Genomic DNA, 15,893 nt, shown 5'->3' with positions numbered 1-15,893 from the left:
TTTTTGTTTTGTGACTTGTTTCTCTGTATTTTGCTTAAATCTATGGTACTTTAAGCATAACTTTTAAGGAGGAGATTTATGGCTCGACAACCTTTTCTAATTGCCCCTTCTATTCTTTCTGCCGACTTAGCGCGACTAGGTGAGGATGTGAATGCAGTATTAGCTGCGGGTGGCGATATTATTCATTTTGATGTGATGGATAATCACTTTGTACCAAATTTAACTTTTGGCCCAGCCATTTGCCAAGCGTTACGTAACTACGGCATTACGGCTGAAATTGATGTGCATTTAATGGTTAAACCGGTAGAGCGCCTGATTCCAGAATTTGCTAAAGCGGGCGCAAACTACATTACGTTCCATCCAGAAGCAACCGATCATATCGATCGCAACTTACAGCTTATTCGTGAATTAGGCTGTAAAGCTGGCTTAGTGTTTAACCCAGCAACACCTTTACATTATTTAGATTATGTCATGGATAAAATCGATATGATTTTATTGATGGGGGTAAATCCGGGATTTGGCGGACAAAAATTTATTCCAAGCACATTAAACAAATTGCGTGAAGTACGTCATCGTATTGATGCCTCAGGCAGAAGCATTCGTTTAGAAGTGGATGGCGGTGTAAAAATCGAAAATATTGCTGAAATTGCTGAAGCTGGGGCAGATACTTTTGTTGCCGGTTCAGCGATTTTTGATCAGCCGGATTACAAGGCAGTGATTGACCAAATGAGAGCAAATCTTGCTGGTCTTTAAGAAATAAGCGGTCGTTTTTTGCAATTTTTTTGCAAATTTCACGGCTTTTAATGGATAAACCCTAGTCTTAATGTTAAAATGAAACAGCTTTTTCGCTTGCACTATGTTTAGCGAACCTTTTTAGTTCGAGTGTATCGAAAAGCTTATCTGGTTCGACCTTGCTATGCTAAGGTTGAATTTAGTGAATTTTTGACTACACTAACTAACTCTCGCATTTTGCGAATTTACTATAATAGGAAACACAAAATGAGCATTGAAGAACGCGTAAAAAAAATCATCGTTGATCAATTAGGCGCAGACGCTGCAGCAGTTAAACCTGAAGCTTCATTCATCGAAGATTTAGGCGCAGACTCTTTAGATACTGTTGAATTAGTAATGGCTTTAGAAGAAGAATTCGATATCGAAATTCCTGATGAAGAAGCTGAAAAAATTACAACAGTTCAATCAGCGATTGACTATGTAACAAAAGCAAACGCATAATTCAGTGAGGCGGTTTTAAAACCGCCTTATTTTTTATCTAACGGTTTGTTTAAAAATAACCAGATTGTGTTGAATTTATTCAGATAAAGCAAAAAACATAAAAAGGGCTTGCATTCGGTCTGAAAATCCGTATTATACACGCCTGTTACACATTAAGGGTCGTTAGCTCAGTCGGTAGAGCAGCGGACTTTTAATCCGTTGGTCGAAGGTTCGAATCCTTCACGACCCACCACTTAATGTGAATTTCTCTAAAGGGTCGTTAGCTCAGTCGGTAGAGCAGCGGACTTTTAATCCGTTGGTCGAAGGTTCGAATCCTTCACGACCCACCACTTTAGAACACTCCCTTTTGGGTCGTTAGCTCAGTCGGTAGAGCAGCGGACTTTTAATCCGTTGGTCGAAGGTTCGAATCCTTCACGACCCACCATGATTTCTTTATTTTCTCTTTAAATCATTTCTGAAATGGCATTAAAATTTGCCCGCTTATTCGCTTTTATAGTGTAAAATCTTTTCTCGAATTATTTTAGAAAATGTAAAACAGATGTTTAAGAAAATATTGATCGCATTAGGCTTGCTTGGCACGATGATTAGTGGTGCAGCATTTTATGCCTATCAAAAACTCAATAAGCTTGCCGAGCATCCATTAACTGCAAAAGCAGATCAGTTTTTTATTGTTGAAAAAGGCACCTCAAGCCAAAAATTAGCACAACTGCTTGAAGAACAGGGGATTGTTCAACATGATGATGTTCAATATTTGCCTTATTTGATTCGATTTAACCCGCAATTAAGCAAATTCAAAGCAGGAACTTATTCGCTTAATGGTTTAAAAACGGTTGAAGATTTACTTAAACACTTAAATTCAGGTAAAGAAGCGCAGCTAAACGTGCAATTTATTGAAGGAAAAACCTTCAAAATTTGGCGTGAACAACTCTCAAAAGCCAGCTATTTGCAACATACTTTAAGTGATAAATCTGAAGCAGAAATTGCGAATTTACTTGCTCTTCCACATGAGAAATTAGAAGGTTGGATTGCACCAGATACTTACAGCTATGTGCCAGGATCGACGGATTTAGACATTTTAAAGCGCGCTTATCAAAAGCAGCAAAAAGCTTTAGATGCAGCTTGGCAAAATCGAGCGGAAAATCTACCGCTTGCAAATCCTTATGAAATGCTGATTCTTGCTTCCATTGTGGAAAAAGAAACGGGGATTGCGCAGGAACGCCCACAAGTTGCTTCGGTGTTTATCAATCGTTTACGAGCGAAAATGAAGCTACAAACCGACCCAACAGTGATTTATGGCATGGGTGATCGTTACACAGGCAATATTCGTAAAAAAGATTTAGAAGAAGCAACGCCTTATAATACTTATGTAATTGAGGGCTTGCCACCTACACCAATTGCGATGCCGAGTGAAGCGGCGTTAAAAGCAGTTTCTCAACCTGATAGTACGCCGTATTTTTATTTTGTGGCAGACGGTAGCGGTGGGCATAAATTTAGCCGCACTTTAGATGAACATAATAAAGCGGTGCGCGAATGGATGAAAATTGAGCGTGAACGAAAAGTGGCTAAACCATAAGGAAAAAATAATGAAAGGTAAATTCATCGTATTAGAAGGTTTAGAAGGTGCAGGAAAAAGCACCGCGCATCAGGCGGTGTTAGCACAACTGAAAAAATCAGGTATTACGGATATCGTCATGACTCGAGAGCCGGGTGGCACGCCGTTAGCTGAAAAATTACGCCACTTAATCAAGCATGAATTGGAAGAGCCCGTATGCGATAAAGCGGAATTATTGATGTTATACGCTGCGCGCGTGCAGTTGGTAGAGAATGTGATTAAACCTGCACTTGCTGAAGGCAAATGGGTGTTAGGGGATCGTCATGATATGTCTACGCAAGCTTATCAAGGCGGCGGCCGCCAGATTGATAGCCATTTATTAGACACGCTCAAGAAAACAATTTTGGGTAAATTTGAGCCAGATTTTACGATTTATCTCGATATCGACCCGGTTATCGGCCTAGAACGGGCTCGCGGTCGGGGCGAATTAGATCGCATTGAACAGCAAAGCTTGGATTTCTTCTATCGCACTCGTCAGCGTTATTTGGCTTTAACGCAAAATAATGAAAAAGCGGTGATTATCAATGCTGAACAGCCACTAGAAAAAGTGGTGGCAGATATTCAACAAGCGGTTGAAAAATTCTTGTCATTTGCAAAATAGTTGGAAAAGAGATGGATAAGATGACACTTTATCCTTGGTTGGTGCCGATTTATCAGCAACTGACGCACACTTTTTTACAAGGGCGTGGCCACCATGCGTTGCTATTTAAAACAGAAGTTGGGCTAGGCACTGAGCAACTTATTAGCCAATTTGCAGATTGGTTGCTTTGCCAGATGCCACAAGGCGAAAAGCCTTGTCACCAATGTAAAAGTTGTTTGTTACGCCAAAGTGGTAACCATCCGGATTTTCACTTACTTGCGCCACAAGAAAGTAAGGAAATTTTGATCGACCAAGTGCGTGAGCTGAACCAACAGCTACAAACATTTGCGCAGCAAGGTGGCAATATTGTGGTGTACATTCAAGGGGCAGATAAACTGAATGAAGCCAGTAGTAATGCCTTATTGAAAACCTTAGAAGAACCGCATGCAGGCGTTTATTTTCTGTTAGAAGCACCGATTCAAGATGCCATTTTACCGACTATCCAAAGCCGTTGCCAAACCTATTTAATCACTGCGCCGAAGGCAGATAGTGCGATGCAATGGCTTGCAGAAGTTTGCCCGAATACATCGTTTGAAACACGACAAATTGCCTTGAACATTTGCCATCATCGCCCACTGATTTGCAAAAGTTTTCTTGAAAATGACCGCTTGCCAGTGCGCAAAGCATTTTTACAAACCTTTTGGCAATTTCTGAAAACGCGCGATGTATTCTTGCTCTATTCCGCTTTTGATAAAGAGAGGCTTTTTGAACAGCTGGAATGGTTAGAGAGCTTTTTTACCGACAGCCTTAAGGCAAAAATGGGCATTCAGCATGGCTGGATAAATACCGATTTGGGAAATGCAATTCCGATTTTTAGCCAACGTTTTGATGCACCGTTATTGCTTGAAGGACATCGAATTGTGCAACAAACTCAGCGCGATTTGCGCGAAATTAATGCCGTGAATCAAGAGTTAATGTTGCTTGATGGCATTACAAAATTAGTGATGACCTTATTTGGATAATTATTTAAAAATTTATGTTAAAAGATTTATTTATTATTGACTCCCACTGTCATTTAGATTCATTAGATTATGAAACACGTCATAAAAATGTTGATGAAGTGATTGAAAATGCAAAAGCGCGTGGAGTAAACCATTTTATTTCAATTTGTACCACCGTTGGTCGTTTTGAAGCGATGAAAAATTTAACGGCACATCGCCCAGAAGTATCGCTTTCTTGTGGTGTGCATCCGCTCAATGTTGAAGAAGAGCCTTTTGATTACGATAAATTGCTGAATTTTGCCGAAGATCCACGCGTGGTCGCCGTGGGCGAAACAGGCTTAGATTACCATTATGCGTTGGAATCTAAACCGCTACAAATTGCTAGTTTTGAACAGCAAATTGAGATTGCGAATAAAGTGAATAAACCACTGATTATTCACACTAGAAGTGCGCGCCAAGATACGATGGATATGTTAATTCAAGGAGGAGCAGAAAAATGTGGCGGCGTGCTACACTGCTTTACCGAAGATTATGAAATGGCAAAACGAGCCCTTGATATTGGCTTTTATATCTCCATTTCAGGTATTATTACCTTTAAAAATGCTGAAGAATTGCGAGATGTTGTGCGAAAATTACCGCTTGATCGATTATTAGTGGAAACGGATTCGCCTTATTTAGCGCCAATTCCTTATCGTGGTAAACCAAATCAGCCAGCCTATGTGCGCGAAACGTGCGAATATGTGGCAACATTAAAAGGGGTTTCGACAGAAGAATTTGCTCGCATTACCACCGAAAATGTACAAAAATTATTTAAAATTCAGTTATAAGGAGCTGCCATGAAACAGATTATCAAATACTTTTTGATTTTAGTTTCTCTCTCATTCTTTATTGTTATTGGCGGGGTTGTGAATTATGCAATGCCAAGTTACGATGAAACTTATGTAACCGGCATGGAAGTGCGTCGCATGGACAAAGATGGCGTAATTAGCAAGTCAAATCCAGCAGATGGCGAAGTGCGCGATGTTTATTTCTTGTTTACCGAAAGTGAACCAAACAAAGTCATGGTATATCGCAATGAAGATACAGGTTGGGGCTTACCACCGTATTTCAAATTTGGCTCTGCAGATATTCAAGCAAAAGCGCAAGCCTATGCAAATGAAAAACAGCGCGTTCAAATTAAATACTACGGCTGGCGGATTAACTGGATGAATGAGTTCCGCAACATTGTCTCAATTAAACCATTGTTAGAAGGGGAAACGGTAGCAAAACCGATTGTAAGCTATGTGCTTTATGGTGTTATCGTGTTGCTATTCTTCCTTTCTGTACAGCTCATTCGCGGAATTTTCCGCAAAGAATAAATGATAGCGGGTAACCGCCACTATTATTCAAATCAACAAGCAGTGAGATTTCAACGATTTTTTGCAAAATATGATTGGAATCTTACCGCTTGTTTGCATTTAATCGATAAGAATCCCGCCCCTTATAGAAGATTTTTTGAGGATTTTCTGTTAAAATTTCGCACTTAATTTGAAAAAAACTATTAAAGGATACGCCTTGATCTTTCTTGAGATAGGTCGGCTATTTTAGGTTGGAAACAAACTTTTATACTATGGTATTTAATAGGTAATCAAGATGAAAAAATATCTTAAATGGCTTCCTTTAATTCTGTTATTAGCGAGCAAGACAACCTTTGCTGATGAAGGATATTCTATTCTTCAAGTCTCTGAATTAACTGCTGAAGAAAAGGAATTTGTCCAAGAAGCTTCTGATAATGGCGAATTGGACGGCTTTGTAGTGAAAACGACACAAGGGTTATTTGCGTTTCACTCTAGCACAAATTTAAAAGCGGCTGGCGTGCTTATCAATGCTAAGCCTAACCAGTGCGTGAAAGTGACGCCAAATCTTGATCTCTATGAGAAAGATGCGCTTATTTATGGCGTGACTTCAGCGAAAATTGTGAATTGTAAAACCAAGCGTTGAATAGATTAGGGGAAGAGAAAAACGGCTTTCTTCGTGATTGCTACTGCCAAATCTCCCCTAACCCCTCTTTGCTAAAGAGGGGGATTCCTTTATCAACTCAATATTATTGAACGAATTTCTTTTAATGTTAAAACATTAAACAGATAGATAAACTTTCTAATTCATTCCCCTCTTTAGTAAAGAGGGGTTAGGGGAGATTTGGCAGAATCAAACCTGAGCTAGTAAGTGATTTTGCAAAAATTGCTCAAATTTAACCGCTTGTAAGGAATAAAATGCAATCAAACGACATAACTTTTTATCAGCGTTTCGAAGCCGATATTCTCGCGGGGCGTAAAACAATCACTATTAGAGATAAATCCGAAAGCCATTTCAAATCAGGCGATATTTTACGTGTTGGTCGATTTGAAGATAACCAATATTTCTGTACGATTGAAGTGTTAAGTATGTCGCCGATCATGCTTGATAATCTTACAGAACAGCATGCAGCACAGGAAAATATGAGTTTGGCTGAATTGCGAGAAGTGATTAAAACAATTTATCCCAATGAAAGTGAGTTTTGGGTAATTCATTTTAAACTGATTAAATAATGCTAAGGTTTGATAACAGTTAAAAAAGGAAATCAAAATGAAAAAGCTTGTTCTAATCTTATCAAGTCTATCTCTTTATGGTTGTGGCACCTTAACGACACTGAAAGATCCTTGTCCTTATATTGGAACTCGATACGATTACAATATGGTGGCTGGTAATTTTTATGATGGTGTTGGCTTTAAGCATATGACCAGACCATTATATTTTATCGATTGGCCTTTATCTGTTGTGGCTGATACAGCATTGTTACCGATCAATATTCCTCGTTACTATCTATCAGATGATGAAGCAAGAAAATCGTGTGGGCAATACGGTGACCCAAATAATAAACATCCTTGGATAAAAGATAAAAAAGCAAATTAATATAACGGTGTGTTTATACTCACCCTACTAAGCAAGAGAAAAATAAATGACACAAAAATTTGAAATCCATTCCCCTCTTTAGCAAAGAGGGGTTAGGGGAGATTTGGCAGAATCAAATATTAGCCAGTAAGTGATTTTGCAAAAAAATGCTCAAATTTAACCGCTTGTAAGGAATAAAATGCAACCAAACGACATCACTTTTTACCAACGTTTCGAAGCTGATATTCTCGCAGGGCGTAAAACCATCACCATTCGGGATAAATCCGAAAGCCATTTTAAAGCAGGTGATATTTTACGTGTTGGACGATTTGAAGATAACCAATATTTCCGCACGATTGAAGTGTTAAGTGTGTCGCCGATTACTCTTGACGAGCTGACGGAACAACATGCAAAACAGGAAAATATGGGATTGGAGGAGTTGAAAGAAGTGATTCGGAGTATTTACCTGAATGAAGATAAGTTTATATTAATAAATTTTAGATTGAAAAATTAGAGGGAATTTGTTTTGAGAAAATATATTAAATCAATTTTATTATTTTCAATTTCACAGTTCTTAATTTCATGTACGAATTTAGATGTTGTTTCTTCAAGGTATGAAGATTATACAGGTGAAGATCATGCTATATTAAGTGTTAATAATTTTGCGACGCATATGATTTCTATTTATAAAAAAGATGAAGCTAGACAGTGTCTGGTTCAGGATGGTTTTTCTCAAGTATTAACTTTAAAAGAACCACTGATACCTAATTTTACTAGAGGTGTTTTTAGTAACTCACCGTTTAAGCATTTAGAAAAGTATTTATCTGAAAGTAAGGTAAAAGCTGACACTTATGTTAAATTGGTTGAACGTTCCAATAATGCATTGATTGAAGATCAAGTTTTTAAATTTATAGTTCAAGATAAGGGATATTATTATCTTAAACAAGTAGCTAATAAACCTATTTATAATTTAGATAGAGATACAATTATTGATGAAGTGTTCTATCTTTTACCAAATGAAAAGGGACTTTATAATACTGAAATTTATTTCAAAGAAATAAAAAAATATCATTTTAAATTTAGTCCAGCTAAAACAGATAGCGTTATTCATTATAAGGGTGGAATTCCAGCAAAAAAATGGGATCTGCCTGAATGCTAAATAATTAAATTTCACGCTAGGTAAAGAGAAAAAATAAATGACACAAAAATTCGAAATGGCAGACCGTTTTAATCCGTCTGCGGTAGAACAAGCCCTTTATCAACATTGGGAAGAGAGCGGTTATTTTAAACCGTCTGAAAATGAAAACGCGCCGAGCTATTGCATTGCAATTCCTCCACCGAATGTAACGGGTTCCCTACACATGGGGCACGCTTTCCAACAAACCTTAATGGATACTTTAATCCGTTTTAACCGTATGGAAGGGCATAATACCTTATGGCAAGCGGGGACAGACCATGCGGGTATTGCAACCCAAATGGTGGTGGAACGTAAAATTGCCGCTGAAGAAGGCAAAACCCGCCACGATTATGGTCGTGAAGCGTTCATCAACAAAATCTGGGATTGGAAAGCTTATTCAGGCGGCACAATTAGCCAACAAATGCGTCGTTTAGGTAACTCAATCGACTGGGAACGCGAGCGTTTCACTATGGACGATGGTTTATCGAATGCGGTAAAAGAAGTGTTTGTTCGCTTGCATGAAGAAGGGTTGATTTACCGTGGCAAACGCTTAGTAAACTGGGATCCAAAACTTCACACCGCGATTTCTGATTTAGAAGTAGAAAACAAAGAGAGCAAAGGTTCTCTTTGGCATTTCCGTTATCCGTTAGCTAACGGTGCAAAAACGGCAGATGGTAAAGATTATTTAGTCGTCGCAACTACGCGTCCAGAAACCATGTTGGGCGATACAGCGGTGGCGGTGCATCCTGAAGATGAACGTTATCAATCTTTAATCGGTAAAACCGTGGTTCTTCCGCTGGCAAATCGTGAAATTCCGATTATTGCCGATGAATATGTCGATCGTGAATTCGGTACTGGTGTGGTAAAAATCACCCCTGCTCATGACTTCAACGACTATGAAGTGGGTAAACGTCACAGCTTACCGATGGTTAACGTGTTAACTTTAAATGCGGATATTCGTGATGAAGCAGAAATTATCGGCACCGATGGCAAACCACTTGCTGGCTATGAAGCGACTATTCCGGCGGATTACCGTGGCTTAGAGCGTTTTGTTGCACGTAAGAAAATCGTGGCAGATTTTGAAGCACTAGGTTTATTAGACGAAATTAAACCACACGATCTCAAAGTGCCTTATGGCGACCGTGGTGGAGTGCCAATCGAGCCGATGCTAACCGACCAATGGTATGTGAGCGTAAAACCGCTTGCTGATGTGGCGATTAAAGCGGTGGAAGACGGCGAAATCCAATTCGTGCCAAAACAATACGAAAACCTTTACTTCTCTTGGATGCGCGATATTCAAGATTGGTGTATCTCTCGCCAACTTTGGTGGGGACACCGTATTCCTGCGTGGTATGACTCAGAAGGCAACGTGTATGTGGCACGCAACGAAGAAGAAGTGCGGTCAAAATACAACTTAGATTCTGTGGTTGAACTTAAACAAGATGAAGATGTGTTAGACACGTGGTTCTCATCAGGTTTGTGGACGTTCTCTACCTTAGGTTGGCCAGAGCAAACTAAAGAGCTCAAAATGTTCCATCCAACGGATGTGTTAATCACAGGCTTTGACATCATCTTCTTCTGGGTTGCGCGTATGATTATGTTTACGATGCACTTCGTGAAAGATGAAAACGGCAAACCGCAAGTACCATTTAAAACGGTATATGTAACTGGCTTAATCCGTGATGAGCAAGGTCAAAAAATGTCGAAATCAAAAGGTAACGTACTTGACCCAATCGATATGATTGACGGTATTAGCCTTGACGATTTACTTGAAAAACGCACTGGCAACATGATGCAGCCGCAATTAGCGGAGAAAATTGCCAAAGCGACTCGCAAAGAATTTGCTGAAGGTATTGCAGCTCACGGTACAGACGCATTACGTTTTACATTAGCCGCATTGGCTTCAAACGGTCGCGATATCAACTGGGATATGAAACGTTTAGAAGGCTACCGTAACTTCTGTAATAAATTGTGGAATGCAAGCCGTTTCGTCTTAACAAATGAAAAATTGGATTTAAGTGAAGGTGAGATCGAATTCTCATTAGCCGATCGTTGGATTCAATCAGAATTCAATCGTACCGTGGAAACTTTCCGTAACTCATTAAGCCAATATCGTTTCGATCTTTGTGCCAATGTGATTTATGAGTTTACTTGGAACCAATTCTGTGACTGGTATTTAGAATTGACTAAACCAGTATTTGCCAACGGCAACGCAGCACAAATCCGTGCAGCAAGCCAAACTTTGGTTCACGTGTTAGAGAAATTATTACGTTTAGCACATCCGCTCATTCCATTTATTACCGAAGAAATTTGGCAAAAAGTGAAAGGTTTTGTCGGCATTACGGCTGACAGCATTATGTTACAACCTTTCCCACAAGTGGAAGAAAACGGCTTTGATCCAGAAGCAGAAGCTGAAATTGAGTGGTTAAAAGAAGTGATCGTTGCGGTACGTAACATCCGTGCAGAAAGCAACATCGCACCAAGCAAAGGATTAGATCTGTTATTCCGTAATTTAAGTGCAGAAAATGCAAAAATTCTCGAAAAACAGACCGCTCTTTTGAAAGCGATGGCGAAATTAGACAACGTTCAAGCATTAGCCGCAAACGAAACCGCACCACTTGCGGTAGCGAAACTCGTGGGCAATGCTGAATTGCTCGTACCAATGGCTGGCTTTATCAATAAAGAAGCAGAGCTTGCCCGTTTAACCAAAGAGATTGAAAAATATCAAAATGAGGTTAAACGTATCGAAAACAAACTCAGCAATGAAGCTTTCGTGGCTAAAGCACCAGAAGCGGTGATTGCGAAAGAACGCGAAAAACAAGCGGAATACCAATCTGGATTAGAAAAAATCCAAGAGCAGTATAAAGCGATTGAAGCGTTGTAGTTTTAAAACGAAGTAAACAAGCGGTCGGATTTTGAAGATGTTTTGCAGATTTGAAATTTGACCGTTTTTTTATTTACTTCCTATAAAAGGAAAAATAAAAAAAGCTAAACCAGAAGGTTTAGCTTTTTTCGTATTTTTAACTACGATTATTTTACATCAAAATGTGCTTGTAAATCGTCGCTACCACCGATGTGTTTACCACCGATAAATACTTGTGGAACGGTTGTACGGCCAGTGATTGCGCGTAATGATGTAGTTGATGCATCTTTACCTAATACGATTTCTTCAAACGGTAAGCCTTTGGTTTCTAACAATGCTTTCGCTTTTGCACAGAATGGGCAACCTGGTTTAGTGATGATAGACACAGATGGTTTTGGTGCCCATGTTGGGCTTAAGAATTTGATCATAGTGTCTGCATCAGAAACTTTGAACGGGTCACCTGGTTCTTGTGGTTCGATGAACATTTTTTCAACTACGCCGTTTACCACGTACATAGAATAGCGCCATGAACGATCGCCGAAACCTAAGTCATCTTTGCTCACTAACATGCCCATACCTTTAGTGAATTCGCCGTTACCATCTGGAATAACGGTTACGTTTTCACATTCTTGGTCTGCTTTCCATGCGTTCATAACAAAAGTATCGTTTACAGAAATACAAACGATTTCATCTACGCCTAAAGCGAAGAATTCTTTTGCTAATTCGTTGTAACGTGGTAAGTGAGTTGATGAACAAGTTGGAGTGAATGCGCCCGGTAATGAGAACACAACCACTTTTTTGTTGTTGAATAATTGATCAGTTGTAACGTCAACCCATGCATCGCCTTGGCGAGTGTGGAAAGTTACTGAAGGTACTTTTTTACCTGTCATATCAGTTAATGCCATGATTTTCTCCCAGTTTTGGTCTGATGATTTGAAAAACTGGGGGCATTCTACACATAAATGTGCCATAATTCAGCTTATTTGATTGATAGGTAAGACTGATAAAGAAGGAGTCTGCGTGAACATTAGAGACTTAGAATATTTAATTGCATTGGCAGAGCATAAACATTTCCGACGCGCGGCAGAAGCATGTAATGTAAGCCAGCCCACACTAAGCGGTCAGATTCGTAAATTAGAAGATGAATTAGGTACAATTTTACTAGAGCGCACTAGCCGTAAAGTGCTGTTTACTCAAGCAGGCCTTACATTAGTTGATCAAGCCAAAGTTGTTTTGCGTGAAGTAAAAGTATTGCGTGAGATGGCAAGCAACCAAGGCAAAGAGATGTCTGGCCCGCTTCATGTTGGAATTATTCCAACGCTTGCGCCATATATTACGCCAATTATTATTCCAGCGCTGAAAGAACACTTCCCAGCGCTTGAACTTTATATTTATGAACTACGTAGCTCACAGGTGATTGATCAGCTTGAATCGGGTCAGCTGGATTGCGCAATTTTAGCGTTAATGAAAGAAACTGAACCATTTATTGAAGTTCGTCTATTTAATGAAGAAATGCGTTTAGCGGTATCAGATAAGCACGCTTGGGCAAAACAGCAGCATGTGCCACTATCAGATTTGCGTGAAAAAGAGCTTCTTTTCTTAGATGAAGGCAACTGCTTACGCACGCAAACATTAGATTATTGTCTTTCAATGGGTGCAAAAGAAAGTGAACATTTCAAAGCGACTAACTTAGAAACGCTACGGAATATGGTAGCGGCAGATGTCGGTATTTCATTGATTCCGAAATTGGCAACCAAGCCAACGGAAGGGGTGAATTATTTAACCTTTGACGAGCCACAACCTTACCGCGCGATTGGTTTAATCTATCGTCCAGGTTCACCACTTCGTCTGCGCTATGAACGACTTGCACAAGCGGTAAGTGAGATTATGCGCAACGAAATTGAGGCAAAACATGAGTAATATTGGTGTTCGTGCGCAGCAAAAAGAGAAAACACGCCGCGCTTTGATTGATGCAGCGTTTAACCAACTCAGCGCAGAGAAAAGTTTTAGCAATTTAAGCCTTCGAGAAGTTGCTCGTGAGGCAGAAATTGCACCAACTTCGTTTTATCGCCATTTTAAAGATATGGATGAGCTTGGGCTTGCGATGGTGGATGAAGCAGGTCTTGTACTGCGCCAGTTGATGCGTCAAGCCCGCAAGCGTATTGAAAATGGTGGGAGTGTGGTTGCGCTATCGGTAGATACCTTCTTTGAATTGATTGCAGATCGTCCCAATGTTTTTCGCTTATTATTGCGTGAAAGTTCGGGGACTTCATTAGTCTTCCGTACCGCAGTTGCGCGCGAGATTAAGCATTTTGTGGCAGAGTTGACCGAATATATTACTGCTAAATATTCTAGTCGCGATAGCGACATTGCTTATATTCAAGCAGAAGGGTTGGTTACACTGGTGTTTACGGCTGGCTTACACGCATTAGATATGAATATGAGCGAGCGCGAAAAGCTTAAAAAACGGGTGATTACTCAACTGAGAATGTTGGCACATGGTGCTGCGGCATATACACATCATCAGCAAGGAAAATAAGATGCAAACTAAAACCGCATTACTAAAAACCTGGTTGAAAAATATTGTGATTTACGGTGCGCTGTTTATTGTAATCAGTGTGGCAGTGGATTGGTATCGTAAGCCAAGTTCGCCCGTGCAATTTGCTAGCCAAGTGCTGACAGACACCCAAAATCAGCCGCAAATTATTGCGCAATTAAGCCATGAAAAAACGATGTTGCTTTATTTCTGGGGCAGCTGGTGTCATTTTTGCCAAATTACTTCGCCGGCTGTTGATCGATTGGCGCAAGAAGGTGTACCGGTTTTAGGCGTGGCGTTGAAATCAGGTAGTCCTGAGTCGGTCAATGCTTACCTTGCCGAAAACGGCTACCATTTCCCGACCCTGAATGATCCCAATGGGGAGTTTTCTAAACTGTGGGATATTCAAGCAACGCCCACCATTCTAATAATAAAAAATGGCGAAATTAAGCAATACACCACGGGGCTGACAACCTATTGGGGGTTAAAAGCCAGAATGGCGTTAGCTTACTAATTTTACAAGCGGTCAAATTTTTAAAATGATTTGCAACAGCATAAGATGTTGCAAATCATTTTTATTTGTAGATAATGGCACTCATTATTTTTTATCAAGACGATTATGAAACCGATTTACGCAATTTTAGGCTTTATTTTTTTGGGCATTGGTATTACCGGCATTATTATCCCTGGCATGCCCGGTACGGTATTTCTTTTGATTGCGCTTTTTTGTTTCGGTAAAAGCTCAGAGCGTTTGCATGACTGGTTCTTACAAACCCAGATATATCAAGATCACCTTAAGTCCTACCATGAAACGCGCGCATTAAGCCGCAAAGCGAAGTGGCGGATTTTACTGATTTCCACCATTGGAATGGGGATTGGTTTTGTGATGAGCGGTGCTGTTTGGGCACGCGTGATTATTGCGCTTTCATTATTGGTTCAATACGCAGTTTTCTTTTGGGTTATCCCAACTTTAGAAGAAACACCCCCAGCTGAGGCAATGGCACGTTAAATACAAGCGGTCGAATTTCGCAAAATTTTTGCAAAATCTGACCGCTTGTTGATCTGCACTCCAAAATCTGGACACCTAATTTGAGGTGCAGATTATGTCCTACTCTTATCAATTTCGTTTGAAAATTATCAAACTCGTCACCGAACAAGATTATGGTATCCGTGAGGTGGCTAAACTTCATAAAATTTCCCATGCTCTCGTTATTTATTGGCTAAAAGCATTTCGGGAAAGAGGGCTTGATGGCGTAAAATCGCCTTATACGAACCTTCAAACACCGAAAATAGTGAAGCCAAAGATGAAAAAGAAAGACATTGAAATTCCAGAAACTACAGACTTTTCACCTAAAGCGTTTAAGGGAAAAGAATACCCATTAATTGCAGGGTATCAAAAAAAGAACTACTAGGACATACAAACTCAAAACAAAGATGGAAAGATCTTGTTTCTTGTGGAGGAAAGTATGGTGATATAAATCTATACTACTATCCACAAAACTATCAAATAAATGGTAAAAGATACAAAAATCATTGATGAATGTATGAATACTAAGGGGTATGTAACAGAACAGGAAAATCTAGAATATACAGAAAAAGCTTGTGAAAGATTTCTAGAAATACATCCTGATAACAAATATAGAGAATTAATAGCCTATATGCTAGATTTTGCTAAAAAGAGATAAATTATCGAGGATTAAGTGAACAGGAGTTTAGAAATGAATAAGACAGATCTTTTTAAGATATTTAAAATGACGATGTTTTTATTAGCTATGACGTATTTATATGTATTCTCAAAGTTTAATTTTAACTTTAGCAAAGTTAATATGTTTAAAGTGTTTGATTTTTTTCTATAGTATTTATCTTTCTATTATTTTGTTTTTATTTAGGGCAAATGATGAAAGATAAATTAATTATTTAGTGGTGTTTTTGTTACCCCAGGAGTTGATATTTTGGTAGCATACAATTTTAGATATCTAGC

The 15,893-nt window shown here is 39.3% G+C and carries 20 protein-coding genes and 3 tRNA genes; 22 read left to right on the top strand and 1 reads right to left on the bottom strand.

Translation table 11 applies throughout. The features are described 5' to 3' along the window. Positions 1-78: 78 nt before the first annotated feature. The 16 genes from rpe (at position 79) to valS (ending at position 11,397) form a co-directional block, all read left to right on the top strand. Entirely contained in the window at positions 79-753 is a 675-nt protein-coding gene (gene rpe, locus HSP_RS0104120; RefSeq protein WP_007526083.1) for a ribulose-phosphate 3-epimerase, read from the top strand. Between the two features lie 246 nt (positions 754-999). After that, positions 1,000-1,233: an acyl carrier protein gene (acpP, locus tag HSP_RS0104115; RefSeq protein ID WP_007526009.1), complete on the top strand. Its 234-nt coding sequence runs from the start codon at positions 1,000-1,002 to the stop codon at positions 1,231-1,233. 156 nt (positions 1,234-1,389) lie between these two features. Continuing rightward, positions 1,390-1,465 (top strand) — tRNA-Lys (locus HSP_RS0104110). Between the two features lie 21 nt (positions 1,466-1,486). Beyond that, a tRNA-Lys gene (locus HSP_RS0104105) sits at positions 1,487-1,562 on the top strand. A gap of 19 nt (positions 1,563-1,581) precedes the next feature. After that, positions 1,582-1,657, top strand: a tRNA-Lys gene (locus HSP_RS0104100). Between the two features lie 114 nt (positions 1,658-1,771). Further along, on the top strand, positions 1,772-2,806 hold the full coding sequence (gene mltG, locus HSP_RS0104095; RefSeq protein ID WP_010128964.1) for an endolytic transglycosylase MltG: 1,035 nt from the start codon (positions 1,772-1,774) through the stop codon (positions 2,804-2,806). Between the two features lie 10 nt (positions 2,807-2,816). Next, positions 2,817-3,446 carry a dTMP kinase gene (tmk, locus tag HSP_RS0104090; RefSeq protein ID WP_007526082.1) on the top strand — a complete coding sequence of 210 codons (630 nt, stop codon included), beginning with the start codon at positions 2,817-2,819 and terminating at the stop codon, positions 3,444-3,446. 20 nt (positions 3,447-3,466) lie between these two features. Next, positions 3,467-4,447 carry a DNA polymerase III subunit delta' gene (locus tag HSP_RS0104085; protein ID WP_010128963.1) on the top strand — a complete coding sequence of 327 codons (981 nt, stop codon included), beginning with the start codon at positions 3,467-3,469 and terminating at the stop codon, positions 4,445-4,447. Positions 4,448-4,461: 14 nt separating this feature from the next. Next, positions 4,462-5,253 carry a TatD family hydrolase gene (locus HSP_RS0104080; protein ID WP_010128962.1) on the top strand — a complete coding sequence of 264 codons (792 nt, stop codon included), beginning with the start codon at positions 4,462-4,464 and terminating at the stop codon, positions 5,251-5,253. Positions 5,254-5,262: 9 nt separating this feature from the next. Continuing rightward, entirely contained in the window at positions 5,263-5,784 is a 522-nt protein-coding gene (locus tag HSP_RS0104075; RefSeq protein WP_007526052.1) for a DUF1523 family protein, read from the top strand. A gap of 274 nt (positions 5,785-6,058) precedes the next feature. Next, on the top strand, positions 6,059-6,406 hold the full coding sequence (locus tag HSP_RS0104070; protein WP_007526002.1) for a hypothetical protein: 348 nt from the start codon (positions 6,059-6,061) through the stop codon (positions 6,404-6,406). A gap of 272 nt (positions 6,407-6,678) precedes the next feature. Continuing rightward, the gene (gene yqfB / locus HSP_RS0104065; RefSeq protein ID WP_007526048.1) at positions 6,679-6,993 is read left to right on the top strand and encodes a N(4)-acetylcytidine aminohydrolase; all 315 of its coding nucleotides are present in this window, start codon (positions 6,679-6,681) and stop codon (positions 6,991-6,993) included. Positions 6,994-7,030: 37 nt separating this feature from the next. Further along, positions 7,031-7,357 carry a YceK/YidQ family lipoprotein gene (locus HSP_RS0104060; protein WP_010128961.1) on the top strand — a complete coding sequence of 109 codons (327 nt, stop codon included), beginning with the start codon at positions 7,031-7,033 and terminating at the stop codon, positions 7,355-7,357. 178 nt (positions 7,358-7,535) lie between these two features. Beyond that, positions 7,536-7,850, top strand: coding sequence for a N(4)-acetylcytidine aminohydrolase (gene yqfB / locus HSP_RS0104055; RefSeq protein WP_007526079.1), 315 nt, complete (start codon positions 7,536-7,538; stop codon positions 7,848-7,850). A 12-nt stretch (positions 7,851-7,862) separates the two neighbouring features. Continuing rightward, the gene (locus tag HSP_RS0104050) at positions 7,863-8,495 is read left to right on the top strand and encodes a hypothetical protein (RefSeq protein WP_007526089.1); all 633 of its coding nucleotides are present in this window, start codon (positions 7,863-7,865) and stop codon (positions 8,493-8,495) included. Between the two features lie 37 nt (positions 8,496-8,532). Further along, positions 8,533-11,397: a valine--tRNA ligase gene (gene valS, locus HSP_RS0104045; RefSeq protein ID WP_007526070.1), complete on the top strand. Its 2,865-nt coding sequence runs from the start codon at positions 8,533-8,535 to the stop codon at positions 11,395-11,397. Positions 11,398-11,543: 146 nt separating this feature from the next. Here the strand turns inward: valS and HSP_RS0104040 are convergent, their stop codons facing one another. Continuing rightward, the gene (locus HSP_RS0104040; RefSeq protein WP_007526043.1) at positions 11,544-12,281 is read right to left on the bottom strand and encodes a glutathione peroxidase; all 738 of its coding nucleotides are present in this window, start codon (positions 12,279-12,281) and stop codon (positions 11,544-11,546) included. 115 nt (positions 12,282-12,396) lie between these two features. Between HSP_RS0104040 and oxyR the strand changes: the two genes are divergently transcribed. From oxyR to cdiI, 6 genes are all read left to right on the top strand, one after another. Continuing rightward, positions 12,397-13,296 carry a DNA-binding transcriptional regulator OxyR gene (gene oxyR, locus HSP_RS0104035; protein WP_007526056.1) on the top strand — a complete coding sequence of 300 codons (900 nt, stop codon included), beginning with the start codon at positions 12,397-12,399 and terminating at the stop codon, positions 13,294-13,296. Further along, a complete protein-coding gene (fabR, locus tag HSP_RS0104030; protein WP_007526064.1) occupies positions 13,289-13,915 on the top strand; it encodes an HTH-type transcriptional repressor FabR in 627 nt (208 codons plus the stop codon). The genes oxyR and fabR overlap by 8 nt, the downstream gene beginning before the upstream one ends. Position 13,916: 1 nt before the next feature. After that, positions 13,917-14,426 carry a protein disulfide oxidoreductase gene (locus HSP_RS0104025; protein ID WP_007526085.1) on the top strand — a complete coding sequence of 170 codons (510 nt, stop codon included), beginning with the start codon at positions 13,917-13,919 and terminating at the stop codon, positions 14,424-14,426. 105 nt (positions 14,427-14,531) lie between these two features. After that, complete coding sequence (locus HSP_RS0104020) at positions 14,532-14,921, top strand: YbaN family protein (RefSeq protein ID WP_007526074.1); 390 nt, start codon at positions 14,532-14,534, stop codon at positions 14,919-14,921. Between the two features lie 94 nt (positions 14,922-15,015). Continuing rightward, entirely contained in the window at positions 15,016-15,324 is a 309-nt protein-coding gene (locus tag HSP_RS0104015) for a transposase (RefSeq protein WP_007526478.1), read from the top strand. A 99-nt stretch (positions 15,325-15,423) separates the two neighbouring features. Next, positions 15,424-15,597 carry a ribonuclease toxin immunity protein CdiI gene (cdiI, locus tag HSP_RS11420; protein WP_318655600.1) on the top strand — a complete coding sequence of 58 codons (174 nt, stop codon included), beginning with the start codon at positions 15,424-15,426 and terminating at the stop codon, positions 15,595-15,597. Positions 15,598-15,893: the final 296 nt, after the last annotated feature.

The sequence above is a fragment of the Haemophilus sputorum CCUG 13788 genome, from assembly GCF_000238795.1.
In the GTDB taxonomy this organism is placed as follows: Bacteria; Pseudomonadota; Gammaproteobacteria; order Enterobacterales; family Pasteurellaceae; genus Haemophilus_A; species Haemophilus_A sputorum.
This window is presented reverse-complemented; position numbering and strand designations above follow the sequence as displayed.